This window comes from Sulfurospirillum sp. UCH001, from assembly GCF_001548035.1.
Classification (GTDB): Bacteria; Campylobacterota; Campylobacteria; order Campylobacterales; family Sulfurospirillaceae; genus Sulfurospirillum.
The window spans coordinates 1,744,624-1,770,179 of record NZ_AP014723.1; the positions used below are offsets into that span (position 1 = coordinate 1,744,624).

Consider the following 25,556-nt stretch of genomic DNA (forward strand, 5'->3'; position numbering starts at 1 on the left):
CCTATCGCTTACCGTTAACCATGCACACCCACATTTACACTCATGTAATATTTCTGAACTGTCAAATTTTTCTTTACAGTTGTGGCAGAAATAGTGATAACGTAGTGCTATTGGTTGTTCTTTTTGCTTAGCCATTAGATACTCGGAACATAGATTTTTTCTTCGCATGGAATACTTTTAGATATAAATGAGTTTTCCTGCATTTCATACTTCCACTTTTTGCCGTTGTATCTATCTTTTGTACACATAAACGTACGCTTTGTTATTCCAGTTTTTTCATCTTCTTTCACAGTTAGGAAGAAAATAAAATCGCTATCGTAAACTTGATCCCCACTACCTTTAAGCGCAAATCTTCCGTTTCTTAGATCAGCCTCGCTAATTTGGTTAATAAGCATGATAATCACACCAGTTTCTTGGCATAACTTTGCAAGTGTTGAAGAAATTAAAGAAGCTTTTTGGTGGTCCTCTCCATTTCCTGATACTTTTATCTTCATTTTTGAGTCAATAGCTACAAATTTAACGCCTTTTGAAGCGTAAAGTTTTATAAGACCTACAACATCATCAAGATCATTTCTGTATTGCTCAATAAGTAAATTTTTATCCTGGTATTGATTGAGGTTTTCTATCTTGTGAGATAAAAGATTTTCGTACATTTCAAAGCTAAAGAAAAGACATTTGTTATACTCCGCAATGTTTGCCAAAATATTCAACACCATTGTTGACTTACCGCTAAAGCTCTCTCCAGCTATATTGATGAAACTACCCTCTTGAAAGCCACCGTTTAGCTTTTCATCTAGCCAAGTGATACCAGTTGCATACTTTGGTGTCTTTGGTTTGCTTTTAACTCTTGCGCGTAAATTTCCTGCACTCTCAATTTCGTATGTTTTACCCTCTAGCGTATCAAGCTCTGTTAGTGTTGCTTGTAGTTCTGCTATTTGAGCTTTTACTTTATCCCTAAGCGACATTTAGCGACCTTTCAATACGTTTTTTTGCTAAGTATGAGTGATAATCTCTTGCTATTTCAATCGGTAATGCGCTTTGAGCAGTTATCATTAGCATTTCTTGCTCATGGCTACCTTTGCACTTCTCTGCAATTTCATAAGCCAACAATGAGATACTTCCGTTATCTGACAATCTCTCGTTAATTCTTTCAACAATTCTTTTTTTGAAGTGGCTTTGAAAATTACGTTCATCAAGTTTAAAGAGCTGTTCATGTTTTACGCCCATGAGTTCAGCTTCAAAGAATGTGTTTATGATCGCATCCTCTATGTTTGCTTGAACGCTACCGTTAAAAAATTCCATTTTCTTTCTCCCACTTGTCTATGTTCGCTTGACGTCTGCGCTCTGCTTCTGCCATTCGTTCGTCTAAGTCTTTGATTTGGTCTAACGGAATTGTTGATAGGTCTTGTTGTGCTTGCTGTTTATTTCCTTTGCCTGTATCCCACGTAATGAGTTTTAGTTTCCAGTTTTTAACCTGCTTACCCTTGTTGTCTTTCCAGTTTGAAGCGGTGTAGTATTTAATAAACTTCTCAATGTCAACACAAAGTTTATTCTCTAAAACGTAGTTTGTAATTTCTTCTCTTTTAGGAGGGATAAACTCAGATTTTTTTGAGTTTACAAGGTCTTTTTTTGGAGTATCTTTAGATACTCTTTTTTTAGTATTCTCTGTCAAAAGATTTTTACTTATATCTAAAGGCGCATTTGCTCTATACGTAAAGTCGCTTTTCGTATTTACGTAAAGTACAGAAAATAACTCATTGAAAAGTTCTCTATCAATGCTGTAATAAGTCAATCTTGACATAGTCATTTTTGTTTTAACGATGCCTAAATTTTTAAGCGCAGATAGTGCATAATCAAACTCTCTACGAGTAAATCCTAGTTCCTCGCACCAACTATACCCCTCTTGGTATAATTCGTGGCTGCAAGGCTCTTTAAACTTGAAAAAACTATCATTATCTTGTAATCTGTAAATGATCTGTTGAAGCAAAATAGTAGCTGTAACGCTTCCAGTTATTTTGTTAAACTCTGGTCGGTAAATGAGTATATTTTTATCACTCTGCACGAAGTCATAAGGTGTCATTTTGCCACCTTTCTAAGCCATACAATCGCTTTAAATTTTGCATTATTTGATAAAGGTATGGCATTAATAAATTTTATGATCGCAAAAATAATATTTACTTTCATGCCACTACCGCCATATGAGCAACTAGCTTATAGTGGTTTCCAACTTTTCCACTCTCTAAGATCATTTTTGAGTCTATAAGCTCTTTAACTCTTGGAGTGACTACGTTGATAGGAATATCTGTATTGTCTGCTATATCTTGACGTGTACAGTTTGGATGATCTACGATGTAGTTGTAAACTTTAAATCGTTTGTGTTGTGCGCTACCGCTTGCGTATGTGTTGCAGTAAGCTATAAGTGAAGTATCTCGCATAGTTAACCTTTTTTGGAACTTATGCTTACAAAGAGGGTGCGGAAGTTCCACCAGACCGCCCCTTGTAAACATTCTATAAGCCCATCAAAGTTAAACTTTCAGGGCAACGCTGACGTTGTAGCCACCCTGTTCTTGGTCGGACTCTGGGTGGCTTTTACACTAAAGGATTTTGACGTGAGCTATTAAGCTCCATCGAACGCAAATTAATTGCGCTCTGTGGAAGTTATTAGGTCAAATGCTACTAATTTAGGGTTTATTGTAATAAGTTCTTCTTGCTCTGCGATTCTTGATAACGTAGGTCTTATAAGCCTACACACAACCTCAGATCGTGTTATATTCTTCTCAAAAGCTATCTTTTCAATTAATTCAAAATCATCAGAATTAAGCGAAATAGTTATCCTGTTTAACTTTTTATCTTGGTCTTCTTCACTAGCACCAAATAGTGTATTAGTGCACACTTAGTAACTCCTCATAACTATTGACCACACTTTTTTGATGGTGTATGATTAATGCATAAAAGAAGATCATCATATGACTTCTTAGCCTTTTTGACGTAAGACTTAAATTCAGACTTTGAAACTTGATTTGGAACTAGCGTTGCTAATTTTTTCAAGTGTTCAATTTTTGGAGTTTTAGCCTTATGAACCCTATGTTTTAGAACTTTTAAATAGTTTTCTGTAATAGTTTGTGTTTCCATGCGTGAATATTACAGTAACTGTAATAAAAAGTTTCTTAAATATATTTCAGTAACTGTACTTTTACATTTGTTACAATTTCTGTAACTTTAAAGGATAAAAAATGACATTAAAAGAAAAGCTTAGATTCTTACTTGATGGATACGGCAGAGGTGGAAAGGCTAAACTGGCTGAGTATTTAGAGGTAAGTCCAAACTATATTACTCGCTATGCAGAAGAACAGTATAATGATACATTTTTACCTTCAAAGTATTTCAAAAAAACGGCTGATTTTTTTGGTGTAGAACCCACATATTTTTTAGATGATGAAATTACGACAAAGCCTGTTAGAACTGTTAAAGTTATTGGAACTGCATCATGTGGTGGTTTAGATTTAAACCATTTTCAATGTAATAGATTTGCATTATTTAATGGAGATGACTATAACGAAAGATACTATTGTGTAATTGCAAATGGAGATAGTATGTCTCCAGAGATTGATGATGGTGACGAAGTAATATGTGATCCGCAGGCAGAAATTATTAATGGTGATATGGTTCATTACACAATAGGAAATGAAAGCGCTTTAAAGGTGTATTTTAAAGATGAAGATGCATATATAGTTCAATTTGTACCTTATAACCCTAGTGATACGTTTAAAACTAGAACTGTTAGATTAGATGACGATTCAGTAGAGATAAAAATGGCTAAGGTAATATCCGTAAATAAAAGAAAGACAAATAATAGATTGGCAAGATTAAAACTTATAGGGAGAGCGTAAATGGAAGTTTTATTATTTTTGGTACTTTTTTCTGTTTTATGTGGAATGTATGCAAACAAATTAAATCGTAATGGTTTTGGTTATTTTATTTTATCTCTTTTTTTAACACCTCTATTTGGTTTTGTTTTACTTTTTATACTTGGTGAAAATAAAGAAAACATAGTAAAGAATTCTAAGTCATATGATATTGCAAGAAATGATGAGGATGATGACATAGTATATGAAAGATACAGAATGGAGTTTGAATCTGACATTAACACTATTTTAAGAAAAGTTATAAATTTTTATAGTAAATATGATTTAGAAGAATACGAGCATAACACAGATATTGAAAAAATGTACACAAATGGTAAAAATTACTTCATTCTAAAAAAAATAAATAATAGTGTTGTCCTTGAATTGTACAATTTACCAAAATTTAGAGATATTAAACCAGTAACAAACAATTCTGAAAAATTAAATATCGATGATCTAGTAAAGCTTGGAGAACTTTTAGATAAAGGCGTTTTAACAAAAGAAGAATTTGAAGCACAAAAGGCAAAATTACTTAATGCATAAACTAGCCATACTCTCGCTCATATCCACGCTATCTTTTGCCACCGAAGCAATCGTAACAAAGATAGTGGATGGCGATACTATCCACGTTAAAATGAACGGAAAAGAAGAAAAAATCCGTATTCTCTACATCGATACACCTGAAAAGTACGGTGGATCTAAACTAGAAAAAGATGCAAAGAAAGCAGGAATATCAGCCGAAAAAGAACAAGAGCTAGGAAAGCTATCAAGCGGTTACGCTGCGAAGTTCTTCCAAAAAGGCGATAAAGTAAACGTCATATCGGATAAAAAAGATCAATACGGCCGTATGCTTGGAACAGTAAGCAAAAATAGTGTTGACTATTCAACTCAGATCATCAAAGATGGTTACTCCTGCATCTATAAAAAGGAGAAATACCCTAAAGAGCTTGATAATGTACTCCAAGAAGCTAAAGAGTCAAAAAAAGGGTTATGGAGCGTTGATTTTGAGGTTATGAATAGGTTGTGTAGGTAAAAATTTTAAAAAAGGAGTCTTTGTGCCAGAGTCTAATGTGGAATTGATTAATATAAATAATTTTCAAGATATTGAGCTTTATTTTGATAAACTTACAAAAGGTGAAAATGTTGCTATTGGTGATATAGCAGAAACAATAACAGTTGCTATAAAACTAGATGGTGGACGCTTTACAAACTATGAAGCTCCTTATGTAGATGCTGTTATCGCCAATATGATTATAGCTCACCAAGATGCTTATAAAAAAATTGTAAAACAATTGAAAAAAGATTACGGTGTAACCGATCTTGATGAAGAAATTTTGTTACAATTCAAATTGGAAGCTGGTTGTTTAGAAGCAAAATTAAAAGAAATAAATAGATTGATGGAGCATATAAAAAGTATGACACCAAAAATGCAAGTATTCGTTTTATCAACAATTGTATTAGGCGTATTTGGAGTAGCTTCGTACAATTTAATATCTCAGCATATGAGAGATAATCAAGAAATAGCAAGATCTAAAGCTCAAACTGAAAATGTTATACAAATCATAGAAGCAGTAGATAAAGTAAGGTCAAATGCAAAACTTGAAAAAGCTGTTAATGAGCCTAAAGAAAAAACTTTAAAGAAATTAAATGTAGATGAAAATTTATCATATCAGCGAGATAGTGGAAGAACAGCACAGGTTACTAAAAATGAAATTACGAATTATGATTCTACAATACAAGAACCTCCTGTACAAGAAATTGAAACAATAGAAACAATTACAATAAAAGTTGCTGCTATAAATTATGGGGATGACCAAAAAATGGTTAAAATTGTAGGAAATTCTCAGTTATTTAGTAGAGATTTTCTTTCAGTTCCTGATAGAATAAAGCTGGCTGGTAAAGCAGATAATAATGAACAGATTAATGTTAGTGTTAAATTCTTTAAAGACCAAAAAGGCAAAGTTTTAAGGGCATATTTACTTAGTATTGTAGAATAAGATAGAGCGCTTTTGCGCTCTATCTTCTTTATGCTATTTATTCATGTCAGTGTAGTAAGTATACCACATTATCTATTTCTCATCTCCACCCACAATCTTCTAAGAGATAAAATACCGGCTCTTATTTTTTCATATATATAAAATGCTATTTCAAATAAAAACAATAATATTGCAAACATCAACATAAAAAACAAAATTATAATATCTTCCATACTAACTCCTATTCCTTTTTGACATTATACACTTTTATTTTGGAAAATTACAGTAACTGTATCTTTTTTAAGTTTTATTTAATTACAGTTACTGTAACATTCTAATCAGCGAAACAAAAAAGCTAGTCCAACCACTTGGAAGCGATAGGACTTAAAAATAAAATGCGCCAAATGAGTGAAAGCAGATTGAAAAGGGTCTGCGCCATACATGCCCACTTCGCTTATGTGGGGTTGTAGATGATAAGCGATTTATAAAGCCTATTTAGTCCGACCGTAGGCTTTATAAAGTTTAAAAGGAGAGACGATGAAAAGACGTATCAAAAGTAAGATAAAAAAAAGAGACATTTATATTTTATTGCACCATAATCTAAAACAAATGCTTAGGATGCAACGACTTATAGAATTTACTTTTATATTACCTAATAAGTCAGATTTTACAATTAAGGAGAAAAGATGAGAGATGGCGTAAAGGCACAAGTAGATCAAGCAGTAGAATCTGGTTATCTAAGAGGTGACGAGCTAGAAAGTGTTAAAGAAAATTTATTTCACAACGACGAAGTAAAAATATTGATCATCCCAAAAGGAACGACTATTAAAATAAATGGTATCCCCTTTACATTAAAAGAGGATACGGAGGTTTATGGGTTAGTGTCTAATTTAGAGTTGGCATTCAGAGAGCATGAGGTTAGTTCATCCTAAATGCTTTCCTAGCCAAGTAGCACAATCACCTTTAAAACCTTGCCAATGATAAGATTTATTAGTTATGTCTACTACTAAAATTACATCATTGCTATCAATAGCTGTTTGAAGATGGTCTCTTGCTTGTTGTGTATTATATTTAGATTTTATTATCCAAGTAGAATCTGCACAATGCCAAGTAGAACCATCACTTAATCCACGTATACGGTCGTATAAACCAGAGTAGTTTTGCCCTTTATCTTTACCAACAGCACCACCTTTATTCAAATCATACGTAATCAACAAAGCATTCATTCTAAAAACTCCTTGTGTGTATTTTGTATAGGCAAAACCATTATACCACGAGGAGCTTCTAGAGTGAAAACTCAATAAAACACACTATGAATACAGCGCAGACACTGATCATCGGTCACTAGGCATAACGGGGTGACGGTAGTGTGTTTTAACCTTCCACTGAGAACATGACACATTCAACAACAATATATTAAGTAGTGTTTATTTGATGAAAACAATGGTTTTGTGCGTGTTCTGATAGAGGGTTTATTTGATGGCATTAAGCATTCAACAATAGCACATGTTAATTCGAGAAAAAAGGTTTTGCACGTGCCATCAAGTTTTTAAATGGTGAGTAGTCAAGTGGACAAAGGACGTAAGGGTGCAGTCCAGCGTAGCAAATAAAAACCCAAGTCGAGTGTCGTAATGCGCCAGCAAAGCCAAAAGGCAATGGGCTACTCACTTTTTAAGAACTTACACAAAGGAGTCCGACCAATGAGTACACAAAGAATTTTAAAAACTAGAGCATGGGTTATGCGTTTCAACAAATTTAAGAAACAAACAACAAGACACACTATTTTAGTGTTAATGACTATGGGGGGTTTAGCATGAGCCGATCAGATGCAGAAGTTATCCAGCGTATGAATGAAGATAGAGAATTTGAATACTATCAAGAAAATATGCAGTATATGCAAAGTGGAGAGGAGCAGTATCAATCTTGCTTAGATGAAGCAGATGCAGAACTGCAAGAATGTTATACAACAATTTCACAAACAATTAAACAATTACATAAACAATATGGCTTTAGTATTGTAGAGATACTAAATAATATGGTTGTTCCATCTATTGAAGCGGAGGTTACAAAATGAGCGATTTTAAAAAATTATCCGCACCACTAAGCGCAGATGAAATAGAAATGAGAATTGGTAGTGGTGTTTCGGATGGTAGAGGATTTCCTTTGTTGGCTTATAAAACAGCTAGAGTTGATGCAAAAAGGCTAGATGATGCTTTCGGTGTACTTTGGAAAAATAATTTTTTTTACGACAAAGATGGTCTTTTGTGTTGTGAAATTTCAATTTATGACAAAGACACGCAACAATGGATTGGGCGATGCGATGTAGGCACAGAAAGTAAAACAGAAAAAGAAAAAGGTCTTTATTCTGATGCTTTTAAACGTGCAGGTTTTAAGTGGGGAATTGGTGCAGAGCTTTACAACTTCCCAAGCATTTGGATTGAGTGGGATAACTGGGATAACAAAAATGGTAAAAAATATCCAAAATTTTATACAGATAAAATCGTTATTAGTGAATATGAAAACGAAAATGGCTTTGTTAAAAAGTTAAAGCTCGAATACGATGGAAAAGTCATTTATGAGTTTGGAAAACGTCAGCAATCAAAACAAAAACAAAAAGAAAAAGAAGATGTTGCTATAGATAAAAGATTTGATTTAATCATGGATATTGAAAAGCTAATTATAGATACTGGAACAAGTAAAGAAGAAATGCTTAACTTTTACAGAATTGATAGCTTAGATGTACTGGACGAAGAAAATCTTTTAAAAGTAAAAGCGATACTTATTAAAAAGAAAACTCCAAAGGCTGCATGATGGAAAGATTACTATTAGAGCAAGGATCACAAGAATGGCACGATTTAAGAGCTAAATATCATCGCACAGCTTCAAGAACTCCTATAGTTCTTGGGCTTTCACCATTTCAAAAAAAAGATAATTTAGCAAGAGAGTTAAAGTTTGGAATAAAGCCTTATTACAATAACGCTATGAAGCGTGGAAATGAATTAGAGCCTTATGTTAGAGAGTTAGCAAATAAGTATTTTAATGACATTTTTGAGCCTGCAGTAGGTATTAATGCTGATTTTTTAGCTTCGCTTGATGGTATTAATTTTGATGCAGACACAATTATCGAAATTAAAGTAAGCGAGCATACATATAACGAAGTAAAAAATGGTCGGATACCTGAACACTACAAAGCGCAAATGCTTCATCAACTTTATGTATTTGAAGCAAAAAAAGCATACTTAGTGGCTTACAGCGAGAAGAACGATGAAATAGCAGTAAGCGATGCTGTACTTGATGACCCAGTATGGTTTTGGAATATGCTTACATCATGGAAAGAGTTCGAAAACTTTATGAGCACATACGAGCTTGAAGAAGAAATTGAACATACAGATACAGAGTGGGAAATGTTGGCTTGTAAGCTAAAAGATATTAGCGATCGTAAAAAAGAGCTTGAAGCAGAAGAAGCCGAATATAAAGAGGCACTTTTATCAATGGCTAACGGTGTAAAGTCTAAAGGATTTGGAGTTTCTGTTTACCCTACTAAGAAAAAAAGTGTTGATTATAAAACTCTTTTGGCTGAAAACAAAATAGATGCTACTCCATATACTAAAGAAAGTATATCTTGGTCGGTAAAAGTGTCGTGAAAATCCAATTTAAAAAAGAACGAGGACAACTTATCCCCTACTCTGACGAAGACGAGCGCAAACTAAAGAAAATGCAAGATGGAGCATGTTACGTTGTTGAAATCAAGAACTTAGACACTCGGACACTTCAACAGAACAAAGCACTTCACAAGTATTTTTCTTTAGTTGCTGAGGCTTTAAACGATAGACAACTCACAGTTAAAACAATCATCAAGGCAGACATTGAATGGAATCCATTAAGCGTTAAAGAAATGCTTTGGAAGCCTATACAAGAAGCCGTATTGCACAAGAAATCAACAACGGAGCTAAAACGCAAAGAGATAGACGATGTTTACGACACTATCAACTTAGCGTTAGGTCAAAAATTCGGTATTCACGTACCGTTTCCAACGATAGAAAAAGGGTAGTAATGCCTGACGAAATTCAATACGAAGCATTACAGCTAATGCTATGCAATAAAGAACGTGTGAGCGTAAAAGATGCGCTTAGAGCTATGGAAACAATATCAAAAATGAAAGGCGAAAAATGTTTAACCGTGTAATCATGCTCGGCAACCTAACCAGAGATTGTGAACTACGCTACCTACCAAGCGGTGGCGCAGTTTGTACAACAGGGTTAGCTACAAATAGAAGATTTAAAAAGCAAGACGGTAATCAAGGCGAAGAAGTATGCTTTATCGACATCACCTTTTTTGGACGTACTGCAGAGATCGCTAATCAATACCTAAGCCGTGGAAAAAAAGTATTGGTTGAAGGTCGTTTAAAACTCGATCAATGGACAGATCAACAAGGTGTAAAGCGCTCAAAGCACTCTATCACTGTTGAGTCATTGCAGATGATGGATAGCAAAGGTCAACCAGAAGGCGAAAGACATGAAGATGGTGGAGTTCCTGACATTGACATTAACGATGACGAGATACCATTTTAGCCTTTACAGCTCACTACACGTAGTGGGCGATAAATACTAAAACGCATTTAAACACTCGTTTCCATTTTGGAAACTACTCAACTATTCGGGATTACCGAACAACTCAAACAAAGGTACAGATATGAGCATTTTTAAAAATCCTGATTTATACCCAACACCGCCAATGTTAGCTATAAAAATGCTAAGCAAGGTTAAGCACTGGGGAAAAATCAAAAGCATTTTAGAGCCATCGGCAGGCATGGGCGATCTTGTTGAATCAATAAAAGACAAATGCAGACACAACAATGTAGACATTTCAGCGATTGAAATAGACACACATTGTGCTGATATGTTGAGAGGGAAAGGGATTCAGGTAATAGATTCAGACTTCTTGCAATACAACGGCTTAGAACAGTTTGATCTTATTGTTGCAAACTTTCCATTTAGCGATGGAGACAAGCACCTGCACAAAGCGATTGACATTTTATTCAGTGGTGAAATTGTATGCCTTTTAAACGCTGAAACACTTAAAAATCCTTATTCAAACAGCCGAAAAGACTTAGTCGCAAAGCTCAATAAGTTGGGCGCACACGTTGAGTACATTCAGAACGCTTTTAGTAATGCTGAACGCAAGACAGATGTTGAAGTTGCGCTGATCTACATTGAGAAAATTAGAGAAGTAGAAACGGAACTTTTTGAGGGCATGAATGAGGACGTGACAGAGTTTGAAAGCATTGAAGAAAAGCACGAAGTAGCAACGCATAACCAAATAGGCAACATCGTCAAACGCTACAACAAGGACAAAGAAGCCGTCACAAATCAGATCATGGACTTTTACAAAAATTATAAATCGTTATCTAAGTATCTAAGCCTCGCAGTCGTAGGAGAAAATATCCAACAGTACAACAAGCAAGTTGAAGAGGAAAAAGGCGATCTTACGGAGATTATGAAGAAAAAGCTTAACTACTTTTCAACACTTTTGAAAAAGACATACTGGTTGGAGACTATGAAACTTGATGAAGTCAAAAGACGTCTAACGTCTAAAAAGAGAGAAGAATTAGTCAAGGAATTAGACAAGTTTAGACATATGGACTTCACGGAAAGCAACATAAGACAGCTAATTATCAACCTTCTTGCAAAGTTTCCAATGATGATCGATGAAGCGATAGACTACCTTTTTGAGGAACTTACAAAACACGCTTTAAGAGATACCCGTTGGGGGTCAAACGAGTATGCGGCAAACATTCATTACTACAACGCTTGGAAAACTAACACGGCTTTTAAGATCAATAAAAAAGTCATCATGCCTTTCTATACTGGGTGGAGTGGCATTTACTCTTTGAGCTGGGAGCAAGAGAAGTTTTTCGATGATATGGACTTGGTAATGGGCTATTTAGACGGAGGATTGACACAAAAACAAAAGAAGATTGTAAGCGGCGAAGATGTTGAAGAAAAAAGCGAACCATCAACTGGGAAAGTCGTTAAATACTATCTTCAAGACTTAAAAATCACCCGTGATATTGATACAAAATATTTCAAGGTGAGTGTGTTTAAAAAAGGCACGATGCACATCACTTTTAAAGATGAGGATTTGCTAAGACGTTTCAACATTCACGTTGGGAAAAAGCGTAATTTCTTACCTATGGATTACAGCAATAAAGATTACAAAGACTTAACACCAAAAGAAAAAGAGATGGTGAAAGATTTTGACGGTGGCGAAAAATCATACAAAACGATAGAGAGACATTTAGTCTTGAATCACTTTAATGAACAGCTTTTATTAGGAGCTTAATAATGGAATACCTAACACTATTTTCCATCGCTTTCATTCTATGCCTCATTCCTTTTGTAGGTGGTAAGCCAAAGAAGAAAGGCTCTATTGACCCGATAAAAAGCGTGAAAGGGTTGAAGTTATGAAATACATAGCAACAATAAGCGGAGGTAAGGACAGCGTAACAATGTGTGACTTGCTTTTAAAGAATGGGTATCCAGTTGATTACATCATTTTTCAAGACACGCTAATGGAATTCGATTTGATGTATCACTATATTGAAAAATTAAAAAGTTACTTTAAAAATAGATATAAAAAAGAAATTATCGTTACTAAACCTAGAACCACTTTTGAGCATTGGTGTTATGGTGTTATAAATGATAAAACTTCTAAATTTGATGGATGCATAAGAGGTATCCCAATGGTTTGGTCTGAGCCTTGTTATTGGAGAAGAGAGGCAAAAGTAAAACCATCAGAAGAGTTAATAGAAAGCCTTATAGGCTGTTATGGTGAACGTAAAATTTATATTGGTTATACACTTGATGAGAGAACCAGAATACAAAAAGATGAAAAACTCCTATATCCACTTATAACAGAATTTAAAATGACTGAACGTGACTGCAAGCATTATTTAATTAATGAAGAAATGGAAAATCCTCTTTATAAATTTTTTAACAGAACTGGTTGCGGTATGTGCCCAGGGCAAAGTGAAAAAGCTTGGTATCAAGTATGGAAGAATTTTAAAGACATGTGGACTTATATGGTATTAGTTGAAAATAGATTAGATCAGCTTGAAAAAAGTGGTATTGGCATTAAAAACAAATATTGGTTCACAAAGTTTAGAACGTGTGCTGACATGGAAAAACTATTCAAAAAGATGGAAAAGCAAGGAAGCTTATTTGAACTATCAGATGAGCCACTAAAAGACTGCTTTTGCAAGATTTGAGGTGATACATGACCCACGAAAAGTTCCTAGAAAAGCAATGGCAAAACTATCAAACTATATGCAATATGAAAGGGATGGATGCAGGTACAAAAGAGGACTATATCAAAAGGCAAACTCCTACATACTATAAGCCTGACGTATTGCTAGAAAAAACACCAAAATCACCATGTCTTAGTGTTAAAACACCTATTTTAAAAGCAGAAGAAAACATCACCCTATCACGTAGAGAATTAAAACGTATGCTTGAAGAAGTAGCGTTAAGAGCTTATGAACTTGGTATTAAGGAAAGTGCATGAAAAAACAATCAACTATGACAGAAATTCTAAACAACTTTGATCCTGAATTTGGTTTAATTGTTGACCTATTTGCGGGTGGAGGTGGTGCAAGTGAAGGCATTAAAAGTGTATTTGGTCGTGACCCTGATGTTGCGGTAAATCATGACCCCGATGCTATTGCAATGCACCAGGTAAACCATAGAGATACACTACACTTCACAGCCGATGTTTTTGAGGTTGACCCTAAAAGTATTTTCCCTGAGTACCCTGTTGGGTTACTATGGGCTTCACCATCTTGCACACACTTTTCAAAAGCACGAGGGTCTAAGCCAGTATGTAAACAGTTGCGCTCCCTTGCGTGGGTTGTTGTGAAATGGGCAAAACTTAGAAAACCTAGACTTATCTTTTTAGAAAATGTTGAAGAGTTTGAAAGTTGGGGACCAGTTGATAAAGATGGTTTTCCTGTAAAAGAAAAAGCAGGACAGACATTTACTTCTTTTGTGAACTCTCTTAAAACGCTTGGCTATGATGTTGAGTGGCGTACGATGCAAGCGCATGAGTACGGAGCACCGACTATTCGCAAACGTCTTTTTATGGTTGCACGTTGTGATGGCTTGCCTATAGTATGGCCGCAAGCAACACACGGTGACCCTGAAAGCTCACAAGTAAAAAAAGGGAAGTTGAAACCGTATCGATGTGCAGCTGAAATTATCAATTTTAACAATCCTAGCTATTCTATTTTTATGTCAAAAGATGCCATCAAGGAACAAAAGCTCAGAATCAAACGCCCTTTACAAGAAACCTCTTTAAGACGTATTGGCAAAGGACTTGAAAAATTTGTGCTCTTTAATCCTGCACCGTTCTTAGTCACCTCAAATATGATAAACCAAGATGGATACATCGATGCTTCATGGATTGTGAAATACTACAACAACAAGAACAATCCAAAGCAAGTTATGGGGAGTAGTTTAAAAAGCCCATTGCCTGCAATTACAACGGTTGATCACAACGCTTTAGCATCGGTGACATTTGCACCGTTTGTTTCTAATTACTTTGGAGAAAGGCAAAAAGACGGTCAAAAGGTAGCTGATGGTAGAGGTACTTTATTTACGGCTCCCATTACAACCATCACAAGCGGAGGAATGAGGCATGCCCTGGTATCTCCTTTACTCATAGCGATTGACAATAAAAGCTCACAAGGCTCAAATTGGAGTGCCTTAGCACCTATAACGACCATTACCACAGAAAACAGACATGCGCTTATTGAAGCGAGTTTTTTGAGTGTTTATTACGGTACTCCTAATGAAATCGGACAGCATCTTTGCAGACCTACTCGAACAATTACAACAAAAGACCGTTTCTCAAAAGTGGATGTAGTGTTTGATAGAGCAACAAATACATCATGGGATAAAGCAACCATGAAGAAAATCGAAGCGGTGCGTGATTTCTTAGCAGAGTACACCGACATAAATGATGAAGAAATGCGCATGGGGATTGTCACCATAAATGGCATGAAGTACCAAATGGTAGATATTAAACTTCGTATGCTGACTGCTCGTGAGCTTTATTGTGCTCAAGGGTTTAAAAAGTCATACATCATTGATTATGCACTCAATAAAAAGGCACTCTCAAAAGAACAACAAGTAAAGATGTGCGGTAACAGTGTATCACCTATTCATGCACAAGCCGTTGTATCAGCAAATTACAATGTGATTGTTGAAAATAGAGAAGTAGCTTAACGAATTTGGGTGGGGACACACTCTTTCAAGCACCCCACAGATGAAAGTATAACATAAAGGATTAAAAGTAAAAAACATGTAAGCGGTCCACAACAAGTATTCATTGAGCCAAACAAATTGGTTATTCAATGAGTTTGATACATGGAGTATCGCTTACAAGCCCTAGATTCCAAATAGTTTGTATACTAGATGGCAATGAGTTTTGTAATTTTATAGTGCCGACCAAGAAACACAAGTAAAGCAACAACTCGCATTACTAGGGAAAATGCCAAATTACTCCCAGTTTCATGTCTCAGTACTCTAACTAGCTTGGTCTAACGTAGTGTTGAGGAATATTAGACTGTTACGGAGCAATTCAAATCACCACAGACAAGTATACATTCGACAAAACTTGTCAGAACGCACCTCCTAAGAGTAAATTTGAATTCATATCATAAGCATTTAAAACTTAATTGATTCTGAGACTCATAAGAGCTAAATAGTTAGCGTTATTTGACATACGTTTAGATGTTAGCAATAAAAAAAAATGAAATTTTAATGTAAAAAGGCAATACAATGATATGCAAAAAATGTAAAACACAAAATGCACCGCACATGCACAAATGCTTTGCGTGTGGATACACAAAGTTCGAGGATGAACCAGTTTCCATAGATCATGAAAACAGTCAAACAGAGCGCAACAACAAAGCGTTCTACGATGGATATAAAGGAGAAGTACACGAATGAAGCTTGAAGAAATTGAAACACAAGAAGATTTCGACGAACAAATGGAAATCTACAAAACAAGTAACGCTCCACTTGAAATGAGACAAGAGTACATTAAAAAACTCAGAGCGATGTATCCTGAGTTTGACAACAGCAACCGCTTGCCAAGTAAAGAAATCTTCCAAATGATGAAAGATGGTGAAGCGGATATTAGTGATATAGGTTTTAATTAAAGGAGTCCGACCAATGTTGACAATAGAAGTAGATGCTAAAACAATAGCTAAACAAGTAGCTGTTGAAGTTGTAAAAATGATGCAACTAGAAATCAAAAGACAAATATATCCTTTTCAAATAAAAGGAGATGCAAACGCTGGCTCTATGATTGGAGTAACTGGAGAAGCTATGAAGCAAAGGAGACATAATGGATTTTATAGAGATGGTTATCATTTTGATAAAAAATCCGATAAAATTATCATGTGGAATAGAGATGCCTTGCTAGAGGAGTCGCTAAATGATAAAAGTTTGCACTAGAAAAAGCAAGGATGGAAATCGACTTTATGTCGAATATTATGAAGGTGGAGAAAGAGTGCGTAAATCACTCAATCTCTTAGAAACAAAAGCTAATATCGCATATGTTAATAGAAATATTATACCTGAAATCGAACGAAAACTAAAGTATGGTTTACGATTTGATGACTATAAAATATCAGAATTTACATGTAAGGTATTAGAGCAGACAAAGAAAAAAAGAAAGTTAAATACTTACGAGACATATGAGTCTGCTATTCGTAAGTTTTTTAGCATAATGGGCGATGTAAGCGTTAATAAGCTAAGAACTAAAGACATAGATAGATATGTTGAACTCTTAGAAAAACAAGGCATGTCAAGCGCAACTATTACAATGTACTTAGCTCCAATAAGCTTAGCGTGTAAGGAAGCAATACGAATAGATGTTATTGACAAAAATCCAGTTACTTATGCGCTTAAGCCACCAGTAAAAAATAAAGAGAAGAAAGTATTTAACCTTATGCAAATGCACAATTTGTTAAACAATGCAGAAGGTGAATTAAAAACATTTCTTTATTTTGCATTTTTTACTGGAGCAAGACCAAATGAAGTCTTAGCTTTAAGATGGGAAGATATAAAAGAGGAATGTATCAACATTAGAAGAACTAGGGTACAGAGAAAACAAGAGAATTTACCAAAAGGTGGAAAAGAGAGACAAATAACCCTCTTGAAACCTTTAAAAGATTTTATTTCAAAAATAGAAAACAAAAATGGTAAAGTTTTTAAAAGTTCTTACTCTCGAATATCATATCATTTTTACAGGCTTCAAAAAGAAGTAGGATATGAAAGAAGGGTTATGCATACAATAAGGCATACATTCGCTAGTTTGCTACTACAAGCTAGAGAAAACCCAACTCTAATACAATACTTTTTAGGTCATGCATCTCTCAAAATGTTAAATAATGTTTATGCGCACTATATCGAAGATGAAAAAGATACTGAACGCATAGAAAAAATATTTGCATTGTAGCAATTTGGCACAAATTTGGCACAATTTCAAAACCTTAAACACAAAACTTCGCATTTAAGGCACTTTTTGAAAAATCCAAATTAAAAGCTCATTAAGGTACAATACAGATTATTAAAATAATCATACTGTAGGTGGATTTTATGAAAGTCGGACTCATCCAACATGCCATTGAAAGCACACAAGAAAAAACCATAGCAAAAACTGCTTCACTTATCGAAAATGCTGCAAAACAAGGCGCACAGCTCGTTGTTCTTCAAGAACTCCACCAAGATCGCTATTTTTGCATTAACGAAGATGTGGAGTGTTTTGACCTCGCAACTAACTGGGAAAAAGACATCACTTTTTGGTCGGGCATCGCAAAAGCCAACAACGTCGTTTTAGTTACATCACTTTTTGAAAAACGCTCCGCTGGTCTTTACCACAACACGGCCGTTGTCTTTGAAAAAGACGGTACAGTAGCAGGCAAATACCGCAAAATGCACATCCCTGATGATCCAGGATTTTATGAGAAATTCTACTTTACCCCAGGAGATCTTGGCTACAACCCGATCCAAACCAGTGTGGGCAAACTTGGTCTTTTAGTCTGTTGGGACCAATGGTACCCAGAAGCTGCACGTTTGATGGCACTGAAGGGTGCAGAAATGCTTATCTACCCAACTGCTATTGGCTGGTTTGACGCTGACAGTGAAGATGAGAAAAAACGCCAATGTGACGCATGGGAAACCGTACAACGAGGTCATGCCATCGCCAACGGCTTACCTGTCATCAGCGTAAACCGTATCGGCAAAGAAGCGGACAATCATGGTGTACTAGATGGCATTCGCTTTTGGGGTAATTCCTTTGTTGCAGGTCCTCAAGGGGAAATTATCGTAAGAGCAAGCCACGACAAAGAGGAAGTGCTCATCGTCAATGTGGACTTAGAACGCGGAGAACACGTACGACGCATTTGGCCATTTTTACGTGATAGACGCATTGAGACGTATGGAGATTTAACGAAACGTTTTATAGACTAATATAGAGAGGATGTAACGGTTGAAATCAACCGTTACATTTTTATTCAAACTTTTTGAAATACCACATCAATGCAAACATCAAGCCCGATGTCGTTGCAATATTTTCATCAAACATAAATGCTAAAGTATCCTCACGTTTGAGGTAAATGACTTCAATGTTTTCATCTTCAATGCCACCGCCCTCATTGACTTTCATACTATCATCCAATACGGCATAGTAAAGCGTTTGTCTGCCACCTGCAAAACCAACTGCCGTATAAAATGAAGATATTTTTTCTAATTTCTCAAGCGGTACATCATACCCTGTCTCTTCTAAGACCTCTTCTTTGGCGATTTCAATAAGGCTTTTGTCTTTATCGACAATACCCGCACAAAGCTCGTACGTAAAGCCATCTCTATTTTTGACATAGATTGAAGGACGAAACTGTTTTACAAATACAAAAGAGTCTAGCTCTTTATGATAGAGCAAAATGGCGACACTGTTATGTGTATCGACAATATCCCAGCGTTTTTCAACACTGTTATGTAAATAGTACATACTCTTAGGTTTTATGTATTCTGAGTGAACGCACTCTTCAATTTTAAGCACTTCAATCGTGTGTTTCATGTGCTTAAATCCAGCCTTTTTTCTTGAAATAAAGGATAGGTGATACCGCTGAAATAACCATAAGCGCTAACGAGAAGGCATAGCCATAATCCCAACGAAGCTCTGGCAAAATATCGAAGTTCATACCGTAAATGCTTGCAATGAGCGTTGGCGGAAGGAAGATAACGTTCATAATGGTAAAGATCTTGATGACCTTATTTTGCTCAATGTTCAAAACACCAAGGAAGATGTTTTGTAAGTAGTCTAGACGCTCAAAATTAAACTCCGTATAGTCAATCAAAGACTTAATATCTTTAAGCATGATAACGATGTCATTGCGAAGCGATGCATCAAACTTAGTAGATTTGATAAATGAGGTTAAGATACGTTGTTTATCCATCAAGTTTTCACGAATATTCATGTTCAAATCTTCAAATGAGGAGATTTTTTCCAACATCTCTTCGTCATCATTTGTATAGTCAGTAAAGACGTGTTTACGTAAGCGAGTAATGTCTTTTGAAAGCTTTTCAATGATATCCGCATCGGCGTCAATTCTGATGTCTAGAAGCTGACAAAAAATGTAGTAACCGTTTTTAAATTCGCGAGGAGCATAGTAAAAACGCTTACTAAACTCTTCAAAGGTTTTGAGTTCTTTATAACGAATAGATATCAGAAGATTGCCTTGAAGAATGAACGAAACAGTCTCGTTGTGAGCGCTCTCTTCATTGGTAATCAAGAAGAAACTGTTGATCTCAATCTTTTTATCTTCTTCCCAGTAACGAGAACTTATCTCAATCTCTTCTGACTCTTGTTTTGTCGGGAAATCTATCCCAAAGGTCTTTTCGACAAATACAATCTCTTCAGTAGTAGGAAGAAGCATGTCAAGCCAAACAACTTTGCTCTTTTTATCTTCATTGTCATCAAATTCACTCAAATCTGTGATTACTTCAAGTTTGTTACTATTTCTAAAAAAACATCGTATCATGGCAAACTCTTTTTCTTTAAATTCTATCGCAAAACCGTTTCATTTTGTTTACAGAGAAAAATCAACCTTGTTTTTGTTCAAAAGGATAAGCAAGATTAAAATTTTCTTCTTTAAACGGTGGTGTATCACTTTCTAAGGCATTTTCTACTTTTTGTTTCAATTCATTAGTATAATTAATAAAGGCTTTAAGTTCATTTCCACCTAAAGCACTTTTTGCAATTTTAACAACACTTGCAGGGTTGATCGCAACATTGCTACGATACAATCCAAAATGTAAATGGGGGCCACTGCTAAGTCCTGTATTGCCGACATAGCCAATAACTTGACCTTGTTTGACACCTTGACCACCACGAAGCCCTTTAGCAAAGCCGTTAAGATGGGCATATAGGGTTTTATAACTACTGTCATGGCTTACTTCAATGGTATTGCCATATCCACCTTTTTCACCCACAAAAAGCACTTTTCCATTACCAGCCGCTTTAACAGGCGTACCAACGCTTGCAGCATAGTCAATGCCTAAATGTGCGCGGTATTTTTGTAAGATAGGATGCCATCTGTTTTGAGTAAAAGGAGACGATACACGTGTATAATTCACAGGATTTGCAAGTAGAAAACTAGTAAGTTCTTGTCCTTTTGCATCGTAATAATTTTCTTTATAGTAGTAGATGTAATTTCTCTTTTTTGCTGTTTCTATCATAGAAACGTCTATTTTAATAGAACCAAATGGTTTTCCAAGACGTCGTTTTTGTTGATAAAGAAGGACTAATTTATCGCCTTTTTGAAGGTTTCGAAGGTTAATTTCGCCTTTAAATGATTGGGCAAATTCATTGGCTAAGCCATAGCTATTGGTTGCATTTAAAATATCAACGTATGGGGAATTACGAATTTCAATCGCTAGTGCGCGTTTTTCTGATTGTAAAATAATAGGAGTAATTTCCATCACAAACTTGTCATCTTTTTTCTTAAGATGCATTTGAAGCTCTTCGCCGATGGGAATTAAGACTTGTTCTAATTGATTATCTTCACTTTTGAGTACTTGGTACTTAACACCTGCTACAATCTCTGCAGCAAGTTCTTGTTCTTCTTTGTCTAACGTATAATAAATTGATGATGGTAAATGATTTTTTTCTAAAAATGTGAGAAACGTTTCACCCTTTGGCCACTTTAGTTCTTCAACATATGAAGCGGATGCAATCGATAAAAAAAGAAATAATAACGCTATGATTTTTGCCATTTGCACCCCCTAGTTCTTTTTCGATTTTATCTGAACAAATCTTACAAAATGCCTAAAACACTTTGTTTTGAAAAAAGAAGTTTTTTTAAAACAGTTATAGTATAATCTCTCTCATAAAAATAAAAGGGTAACATGTGCCCTTCAAGGAGTTCCCGTTGAACAAGCTATTTTTGGTTATATGTCTGTTTTTGTTTGGCTCATTTGCAGAGGCTCAATCTTTTTTTAAAGAGTTCAAAACAACCGTTTTGGAGTCTGGTGAAAAACAGATTGTGATCGCTGATTCACCAGAATTTGTAGTCGGTGCAAGTGGTGTTGTAAGCCATAAATTTGACGATAAACATACTACGATTATCGCACGTGTAGATGTTATAAGCAAGAATGGAACAAAAGCTGTTTTAAAAGTTGAAAAATTTGAAATGCTTGCTCAAGGTGCATTTCCAGATACTGGTATCAAACCTGTGGTTGGCGATGAAGTTACTATCAACTATCTTTATGACCGTGCACTTATAGTTGCCCCAAATCAAGCTGTTTTTAATGAAGTTACTAAAAAATATAACACTATCACATGGATTCACCCTGATGTTGTAGCTGCGTATTTAGCAAAGCTGTATCGTCCAAATCCAGATAAAGAAATTTTCCAACAAGCATGTTATCAAAATGCTGCATCGATTATTTTTATTGCTATTGAGAACAAAGGCTTTTTTGTTGATTGTCATAATTTCAATATTATACAAAGTATTGATGTCGCAAATAACGGTACAGAACCTGAACTTCCTTTTTATTCACGTGTAAACAAACAAATAGAATCTTCATGGTTCAATTGGAGCAGTTCAAGAATTGTTGATTATAACAACTACTATGCTTATCTTTTAAAACAAACAAACACACTTAAAGGTTCAGGCATAGATGGTATTATCTTAAATTTACCATTTGATATTGTAGAAAGAAAAGACACATTATGGAAATAAAACATATTGATTATTTTAAAAACCTTTTAGGTGATGACAACGTCTATAATGACAAAGCGCATCTTATTGCGTATTGCTACGATGCAACACGTACACGCTATCAGCCTGATGCCGTTTTGTTTCCAAGAGACGAAAACGATGTCAGTAATATTTTAAAATACTGTAACGAAAATCGCATCATTATCACCCCTCGTGGTGCAGGGAGTGGTTTTACAGGAGGCGCTTTACCTGCCAATGGTGGAATTATTTTAGCCTTTGAAAAACACATGAATAAGATTTTAGAAATCGACATGGAAAACATGGTTGCGGTTGTTCAGCCTGGTGTTATCAACATGGCTTTACAAAAAGCGGTTGAAGCTAAAGGTCTTTTTTATCCACCAGATCCTGCAAGTGAAGAGTACTCAACCATCGGTGGCAATGTCAGCGAAAATGCTGGTGGTATGCGTGCTGCGAAGTATGGTATCACAAAAGATTATGTTATGGCATTGCGTGCTGTTCTGCCTAATGGCGAAATTATTCGTGCTGGAAAGCGTACTATCAAAGATGTTGCAGGCTATAACATTGCTGGTATTATCATTGCCAGTGAAGGTACACTTGCCGTCATTACAGAAATTACGCTCAAACTTATCGCTAAGCCTAAAATGGCGCAAACAGCGATGGGTATTTTTCCAACCGTTGATGATGCTATGAACGCTGTTTATAAAACAATGGCAGCAGGTGTTACACCGGTAGCGATGGAATTTTTAGATAATTACTCCATTAGAGCGGTTGAGCAAAAATTCAACAAAGGCTTACCTGTAGATGCAGGCGCTATTTTGATTACTGATGTAGATGGCAATACGCAGGATGAACTCACGCAACAACTCAATGTCATCGAAAAAGCATTTAGTGAGAATGGATGCAGTGGCTTTAAGAGAGCAGAAACACCGGAAGAGTCTAAAAATCTCTGGTTTGCAAGACGTAATGCGAGCCAATCCATCACCATTTACGGTAGCAAAAAACTCAATGAAGACATCACTGTGCCACGCAGTAAACTTCCTGCACTCTTAAGTGAAATTGATAAAATCGCTAAAAAATACAATGTTACCGTACCGTGCTTTGGACATACTGGCGATGGTAATGTTCATACGAATGTTATGGTAGATGGAAGCGATCCTAAACAACTAGAAATTGGGCATCATGCGATTGAAGAGATCTTTAAAGCCACTGTTGCTTTGGGTGGAACACTCAGTGGTGAACATGGCATAGGACTTAGTAAAGCACCATTTATGCACTTAGCATTTTCTGATGGTGAGATGGAACTTTTCCGCTCTATCAAAAAAGCATTCGATCCAAACAATATACTAAACCCTTCAAAAATGGGACTATAATAGGTGTTAAGCGCTAAAAATTGTGTCGAATTTTTCAAAAAGCTTAGAGACGTAGAACTTGCACACTACGCCTCTTCGCTTAGTTTTCACACGATTTTAGCGCTAATTCCTATTCTACTTATTACCTTTAGCATTTTCACGAAAATGCCTCTTTTTGAAGTTTATTATGAAAAACTTCAAAGCTTTATTTTTAGCTCTCTTATACCAACACAACAAGATGTGATGATCCACTATCTGCGTGATTTTATGGCAAATACAGGCAATATGGGCATTGTAGGAATCATTTTTGTACTTTACATTTCCATCATGTTCTTTTTAGATTATGAAAAAATTGTTAGTAAAATTTTCGAAATTCCATCACGTAGCTTTTGGGAAGCGCTCTCAACCTATTGGACGATGGTCACCCTTATGCCATTAGGACTTATTATCTTCTTTTACAGCTCATCTTTGGTTCAAGAAATCTTAGAAAGCAGTGAAGTCACTAGTTCTATTAACCTTGTTCGATTTACCCCTTATTTTATCGTGTGGGGATTGTATTTCATCATGTACAGTGTTTCTGCTAAAATAAAAATTCATCTCAAAAGTGCCCTACTTTCTTCTTTTGTAGCTTCACTGTTTTGGTATATTTCCAAAATTCTTTTTGTTTATTATGTAACGTACAATAAAACCTATTTAAGTATTTATGGCTCTTTTAGTATTTTACTTTTCTTCTTTTTATGGATCTATTTTTCGTGGTTTATTTATTTGTACGGATTGAAATTTTGCTTTTTATTGAATGAAAAAGAGACTGAAAAAAGCAAAGCCTAAACACGCATAAAGCGCTAATCTATAGCGTATGGCAACGAGAGAAACTCCCACATATACAACCAAAATCCACCATGGAAAGCTAAGATCATACGTATGCGCATCAACGGCTAAAAACGACAACAAATACGTATCTAAAATTCCACCACAATTGATAAGATGTAAAAATAGACCTAACGGGTAAAAAACAATAAATACCACACTCGTTAAAGGTGTCGTGAGCTGTAAAAATGTAAAAACAGAAAAAAATGTATGCACAATAGGAAGCATGAGAAAAAATACACCTAAATCAATTAGACCGAGTAATATCCAACGATTAAGATGAGAAAAATGGTGTAAAAAAAGAAAAAGATAAAACACTCCTGCCACTGAAAACCAAAATGAAAGTGAGAATGCAAGGCTTTGGAAAAGTGCTAAAAGTCCTAACGTTGTAAGTCCTAGTGTTTCAAAAGAGATTACTTTGATACCTCTTGAATAGAAGAAAAACCCTAAAACACTCATCGCAAACGCCCTTAAAAACGAGGGTACAAAATCTATAATCATCATGTAAACAAACAAGACGCTTAGTACAACTATCGTCAAATCTGCTGTGGCATTACGATAGGGAAAATAACGACTTTGAAAAAATTGATAAAGTGGCTTTAAAAAAAAGAAAAGTAAAAATGAAATCACACCTACATTGTATCCACTAATAGCAATAAGATGCGAAATGCCCCATTTTTGGACCTCATCGCGGAGCTCTTTTGATATAGGCGTCGCAAAAAGAAGTGTTTTATAAAGCTCTGCTATTTTTTCATTTTCGTGTTGATTGTCGATCCAGCGATAAAGTGGTTTTACATCAAGTGGTGGATCATCTTCATAAATTTCATACAAAGCAGTAGAAGGCGCATAAAAGCCTTTAAGATAGTCATAAAACATCACTTTATCTACTTTGAGTTTGACTTTCACACGACTCTTCAGTGGTATAGATGTTTGATGCCATAATGTCGTATATACCTCTACGCCACCATCATCTAATCTCAGTTTGAACACATCATACGATTTCCCTTTTTCATTCGTTTTCGTATAATGATTGAGAACAGTTGCTTTATCCATATAAATGGATGATTGAGTAAGTTTTTTAAAGTGGTAGAATTCAATACTAAGAGAAATAGATGCTATACACACAAAGACCACCAATGCCAGAAAAAAT

The 25,556-nt window shown here is 35.4% G+C and carries 35 protein-coding genes; 24 read left to right on the top strand and 11 right to left on the bottom strand.

Annotated features, from left to right (window positions below; all coding sequences use genetic code 11):
• Window positions 1-134: 134 nt before the first annotated feature.
• From UCH001_RS08720 to UCH001_RS08740, 5 genes are all read right to left on the bottom strand, one after another.
• On the bottom strand, window positions 135-965 hold the full coding sequence (locus tag UCH001_RS08720; RefSeq protein WP_067177015.1) for a DnaB-like helicase C-terminal domain-containing protein: 831 nt from the start codon (window positions 963-965) through the stop codon (window positions 135-137).
• Window positions 955-1,302, bottom strand: a complete 348-nt coding sequence (locus tag UCH001_RS08725) for a hypothetical protein (protein ID WP_067177017.1) — start codon at window positions 1,300-1,302, stop codon at window positions 955-957. Before UCH001_RS08725 ends, UCH001_RS08720 begins: the two co-directional genes overlap by 11 nt.
• A complete protein-coding gene (locus tag UCH001_RS08730; protein ID WP_067177019.1) occupies window positions 1,289-2,080 on the bottom strand; it encodes a hypothetical protein in 792 nt (263 codons plus the stop codon). The genes UCH001_RS08725 and UCH001_RS08730 overlap by 14 nt, the downstream gene beginning before the upstream one ends.
• A gap of 100 nt (window positions 2,081-2,180) precedes the next feature.
• A complete protein-coding gene (locus UCH001_RS08735; RefSeq protein ID WP_067177021.1) occupies window positions 2,181-2,435 on the bottom strand; it encodes a winged helix-turn-helix domain-containing protein in 255 nt (84 codons plus the stop codon).
• A gap of 203 nt (window positions 2,436-2,638) precedes the next feature.
• A complete protein-coding gene (locus tag UCH001_RS08740) occupies window positions 2,639-2,893 on the bottom strand; it encodes a hypothetical protein (RefSeq protein ID WP_067177022.1) in 255 nt (84 codons plus the stop codon).
• 340 nt (window positions 2,894-3,233) lie between these two features.
• Between UCH001_RS08740 and UCH001_RS08750 the strand changes: the two genes are divergently transcribed.
• From UCH001_RS08750 to UCH001_RS08765, 4 genes are read left to right on the top strand one after another with little or no spacing between them, the layout of a single operon-like run.
• Window positions 3,234-3,890, top strand: coding sequence for a S24 family peptidase (locus tag UCH001_RS08750; protein ID WP_067177026.1), 657 nt, complete (start codon window positions 3,234-3,236; stop codon window positions 3,888-3,890).
• A complete protein-coding gene (locus UCH001_RS08755) occupies window positions 3,891-4,448 on the top strand; it encodes an SHOCT domain-containing protein (protein WP_067177028.1) in 558 nt (185 codons plus the stop codon). It begins immediately after the preceding gene.
• Entirely contained in the window at window positions 4,441-4,938 is a 498-nt protein-coding gene (locus tag UCH001_RS08760; RefSeq protein WP_067177030.1) for a thermonuclease family protein, read from the top strand. The genes UCH001_RS08755 and UCH001_RS08760 overlap by 8 nt, the downstream gene beginning before the upstream one ends.
• Before the next feature lie 22 nt (window positions 4,939-4,960).
• A complete protein-coding gene (locus UCH001_RS08765; protein WP_067177031.1) occupies window positions 4,961-5,902 on the top strand; it encodes a hypothetical protein in 942 nt (313 codons plus the stop codon).
• Window positions 5,903-5,970: 68 nt separating this feature from the next.
• Here the strand turns inward: UCH001_RS08765 and UCH001_RS13225 are convergent, their stop codons facing one another.
• On the bottom strand, window positions 5,971-6,114 hold the full coding sequence (locus UCH001_RS13225) for a hypothetical protein (protein WP_158508955.1): 144 nt from the start codon (window positions 6,112-6,114) through the stop codon (window positions 5,971-5,973).
• A 304-nt stretch (window positions 6,115-6,418) separates the two neighbouring features.
• Here UCH001_RS13225 and UCH001_RS13390 point away from each other — a divergent pair, with 304 nt between their 5' ends.
• A complete protein-coding gene (locus tag UCH001_RS13390) occupies window positions 6,419-6,571 on the top strand; it encodes a hypothetical protein (RefSeq protein WP_231963922.1) in 153 nt (50 codons plus the stop codon).
• Complete coding sequence (locus UCH001_RS08770) at window positions 6,568-6,813, top strand: hypothetical protein (protein WP_067177033.1); 246 nt, start codon at window positions 6,568-6,570, stop codon at window positions 6,811-6,813. The genes UCH001_RS13390 and UCH001_RS08770 overlap by 4 nt, the downstream gene beginning before the upstream one ends.
• Here the strand turns inward: UCH001_RS08770 and UCH001_RS08775 are convergent.
• Entirely contained in the window at window positions 6,805-7,107 is a 303-nt protein-coding gene (locus UCH001_RS08775; protein WP_067177034.1) for a hypothetical protein, read from the bottom strand. The genes UCH001_RS08770 and UCH001_RS08775 overlap by 9 nt on opposite strands.
• Before the next feature lie 587 nt (window positions 7,108-7,694).
• Between UCH001_RS08775 and UCH001_RS08780 the strand changes: the two genes are divergently transcribed.
• From UCH001_RS08780 to UCH001_RS08840, 15 genes are all read left to right on the top strand, one after another.
• Window positions 7,695-7,955, top strand: coding sequence for a hypothetical protein (locus UCH001_RS08780; RefSeq protein ID WP_067177036.1), 261 nt, complete (start codon window positions 7,695-7,697; stop codon window positions 7,953-7,955).
• Window positions 7,952-8,692, top strand: a complete 741-nt coding sequence (locus UCH001_RS08785) for a hypothetical protein (protein ID WP_067177038.1) — start codon at window positions 7,952-7,954, stop codon at window positions 8,690-8,692. Before UCH001_RS08780 ends, UCH001_RS08785 begins: the two co-directional genes overlap by 4 nt.
• Window positions 8,692-9,525, top strand: coding sequence for a lambda-exonuclease family protein (locus UCH001_RS08790; RefSeq protein ID WP_067177040.1), 834 nt, complete (start codon window positions 8,692-8,694; stop codon window positions 9,523-9,525). Before UCH001_RS08785 ends, UCH001_RS08790 begins: the two co-directional genes overlap by 1 nt.
• Window positions 9,504-9,932, top strand: a complete 429-nt coding sequence (locus UCH001_RS08795; protein WP_067177041.1) for a hypothetical protein — start codon at window positions 9,504-9,506, stop codon at window positions 9,930-9,932. The genes UCH001_RS08790 and UCH001_RS08795 overlap by 22 nt, the downstream gene beginning before the upstream one ends.
• Window positions 9,933-9,934: 2 nt before the next feature.
• The gene (locus tag UCH001_RS13465; protein WP_256363678.1) at window positions 9,935-10,066 is read left to right on the top strand and encodes a hypothetical protein; all 132 of its coding nucleotides are present in this window, start codon (window positions 9,935-9,937) and stop codon (window positions 10,064-10,066) included.
• Window positions 10,051-10,452: a single-stranded DNA-binding protein gene (ssb, locus tag UCH001_RS08800; RefSeq protein ID WP_067177043.1), complete on the top strand. Its 402-nt coding sequence runs from the start codon at window positions 10,051-10,053 to the stop codon at window positions 10,450-10,452. The genes UCH001_RS13465 and ssb overlap by 16 nt, the downstream gene beginning before the upstream one ends.
• Window positions 10,453-10,573: 121 nt before the next feature.
• Window positions 10,574-12,223, top strand: coding sequence for a DUF4942 domain-containing protein (locus UCH001_RS08805; RefSeq protein WP_067177044.1), 1,650 nt, complete (start codon window positions 10,574-10,576; stop codon window positions 12,221-12,223).
• A 121-nt stretch (window positions 12,224-12,344) separates the two neighbouring features.
• Window positions 12,345-13,148, top strand: a complete 804-nt coding sequence (locus UCH001_RS08810; RefSeq protein ID WP_067177046.1) for a phosphoadenosine phosphosulfate reductase family protein — start codon at window positions 12,345-12,347, stop codon at window positions 13,146-13,148.
• 8 nt (window positions 13,149-13,156) lie between these two features.
• Window positions 13,157-13,444 (top strand): hypothetical protein, encoded by a 288-nt coding sequence (locus UCH001_RS08815; protein ID WP_067177047.1) that lies wholly within the window; start codon window positions 13,157-13,159, stop codon window positions 13,442-13,444.
• Window positions 13,441-15,162, top strand: coding sequence for a DNA cytosine methyltransferase (locus tag UCH001_RS08820; protein ID WP_067177049.1), 1,722 nt, complete (start codon window positions 13,441-13,443; stop codon window positions 15,160-15,162). Before UCH001_RS08815 ends, UCH001_RS08820 begins: the two co-directional genes overlap by 4 nt.
• A gap of 555 nt (window positions 15,163-15,717) precedes the next feature.
• Entirely contained in the window at window positions 15,718-15,888 is a 171-nt protein-coding gene (locus tag UCH001_RS13230; protein WP_158508959.1) for a hypothetical protein, read from the top strand.
• Window positions 15,885-16,100, top strand: a complete 216-nt coding sequence (locus UCH001_RS08825; protein ID WP_067177051.1) for a hypothetical protein — start codon at window positions 15,885-15,887, stop codon at window positions 16,098-16,100. The genes UCH001_RS13230 and UCH001_RS08825 overlap by 4 nt, the downstream gene beginning before the upstream one ends.
• Window positions 16,101-16,113: 13 nt before the next feature.
• The gene (locus UCH001_RS08830) at window positions 16,114-16,398 is read left to right on the top strand and encodes a hypothetical protein (RefSeq protein ID WP_067177052.1); all 285 of its coding nucleotides are present in this window, start codon (window positions 16,114-16,116) and stop codon (window positions 16,396-16,398) included.
• On the top strand, window positions 16,379-17,404 hold the full coding sequence (locus UCH001_RS08835; RefSeq protein WP_067177054.1) for a tyrosine-type recombinase/integrase: 1,026 nt from the start codon (window positions 16,379-16,381) through the stop codon (window positions 17,402-17,404). The genes UCH001_RS08830 and UCH001_RS08835 overlap by 20 nt, the downstream gene beginning before the upstream one ends.
• Before the next feature lie 140 nt (window positions 17,405-17,544).
• Window positions 17,545-18,417: a carbon-nitrogen hydrolase gene (locus UCH001_RS08840; protein WP_067177056.1), complete on the top strand. Its 873-nt coding sequence runs from the start codon at window positions 17,545-17,547 to the stop codon at window positions 18,415-18,417.
• 40 nt (window positions 18,418-18,457) lie between these two features.
• Here the strand turns inward: UCH001_RS08840 and UCH001_RS08845 are convergent, their stop codons facing one another.
• The 3 genes from UCH001_RS08845 to UCH001_RS08855 all read right to left on the bottom strand — a co-directional run bounded on the left by UCH001_RS08845 (window position 18,458) and on the right by UCH001_RS08855 (window position 21,222).
• Window positions 18,458-19,024: an NUDIX domain-containing protein gene (locus tag UCH001_RS08845; RefSeq protein ID WP_067177058.1), complete on the bottom strand. Its 567-nt coding sequence runs from the start codon at window positions 19,022-19,024 to the stop codon at window positions 18,458-18,460.
• 4 nt (window positions 19,025-19,028) lie between these two features.
• On the bottom strand, window positions 19,029-19,988 hold the full coding sequence (gene corA / locus UCH001_RS08850; RefSeq protein ID WP_067177060.1) for a magnesium/cobalt transporter CorA: 960 nt from the start codon (window positions 19,986-19,988) through the stop codon (window positions 19,029-19,031).
• A 61-nt stretch (window positions 19,989-20,049) separates the two neighbouring features.
• Entirely contained in the window at window positions 20,050-21,222 is a 1,173-nt protein-coding gene (locus UCH001_RS08855) for a peptidoglycan DD-metalloendopeptidase family protein (protein ID WP_067177062.1), read from the bottom strand.
• Between the two features lie 155 nt (window positions 21,223-21,377).
• On the opposite strand from UCH001_RS08855, the gene UCH001_RS08860 reads away from it, so the two are divergent.
• Genes UCH001_RS08860 through UCH001_RS08870 form a run of 3 tightly spaced genes read left to right on the top strand, consistent with a single transcriptional unit; the run spans window position 21,378 to window position 24,367 of the window.
• Window positions 21,378-22,190, top strand: coding sequence for a plasminogen-binding N-terminal domain-containing protein (locus tag UCH001_RS08860; protein WP_082705704.1), 813 nt, complete (start codon window positions 21,378-21,380; stop codon window positions 22,188-22,190).
• Window positions 22,181-23,560 carry an FAD-linked oxidase C-terminal domain-containing protein gene (locus tag UCH001_RS08865; RefSeq protein ID WP_067177063.1) on the top strand — a complete coding sequence of 460 codons (1,380 nt, stop codon included), beginning with the start codon at window positions 22,181-22,183 and terminating at the stop codon, window positions 23,558-23,560. The genes UCH001_RS08860 and UCH001_RS08865 overlap by 10 nt, the downstream gene beginning before the upstream one ends.
• Before the next feature lie 3 nt (window positions 23,561-23,563).
• Window positions 23,564-24,367, top strand: a complete 804-nt coding sequence (locus UCH001_RS08870) for a YihY family inner membrane protein (RefSeq protein ID WP_067177065.1) — start codon at window positions 23,564-23,566, stop codon at window positions 24,365-24,367.
• Here UCH001_RS08870 and UCH001_RS08875 read toward each other — a convergent pair.
• Complete coding sequence (locus tag UCH001_RS08875) at window positions 24,329-25,531, bottom strand: ComEC/Rec2 family competence protein (RefSeq protein ID WP_231963923.1); 1,203 nt, start codon at window positions 25,529-25,531, stop codon at window positions 24,329-24,331. The genes UCH001_RS08870 and UCH001_RS08875 overlap by 39 nt on opposite strands.
• Between the last annotated feature and the right edge of the window lie 25 nt (window positions 25,532-25,556).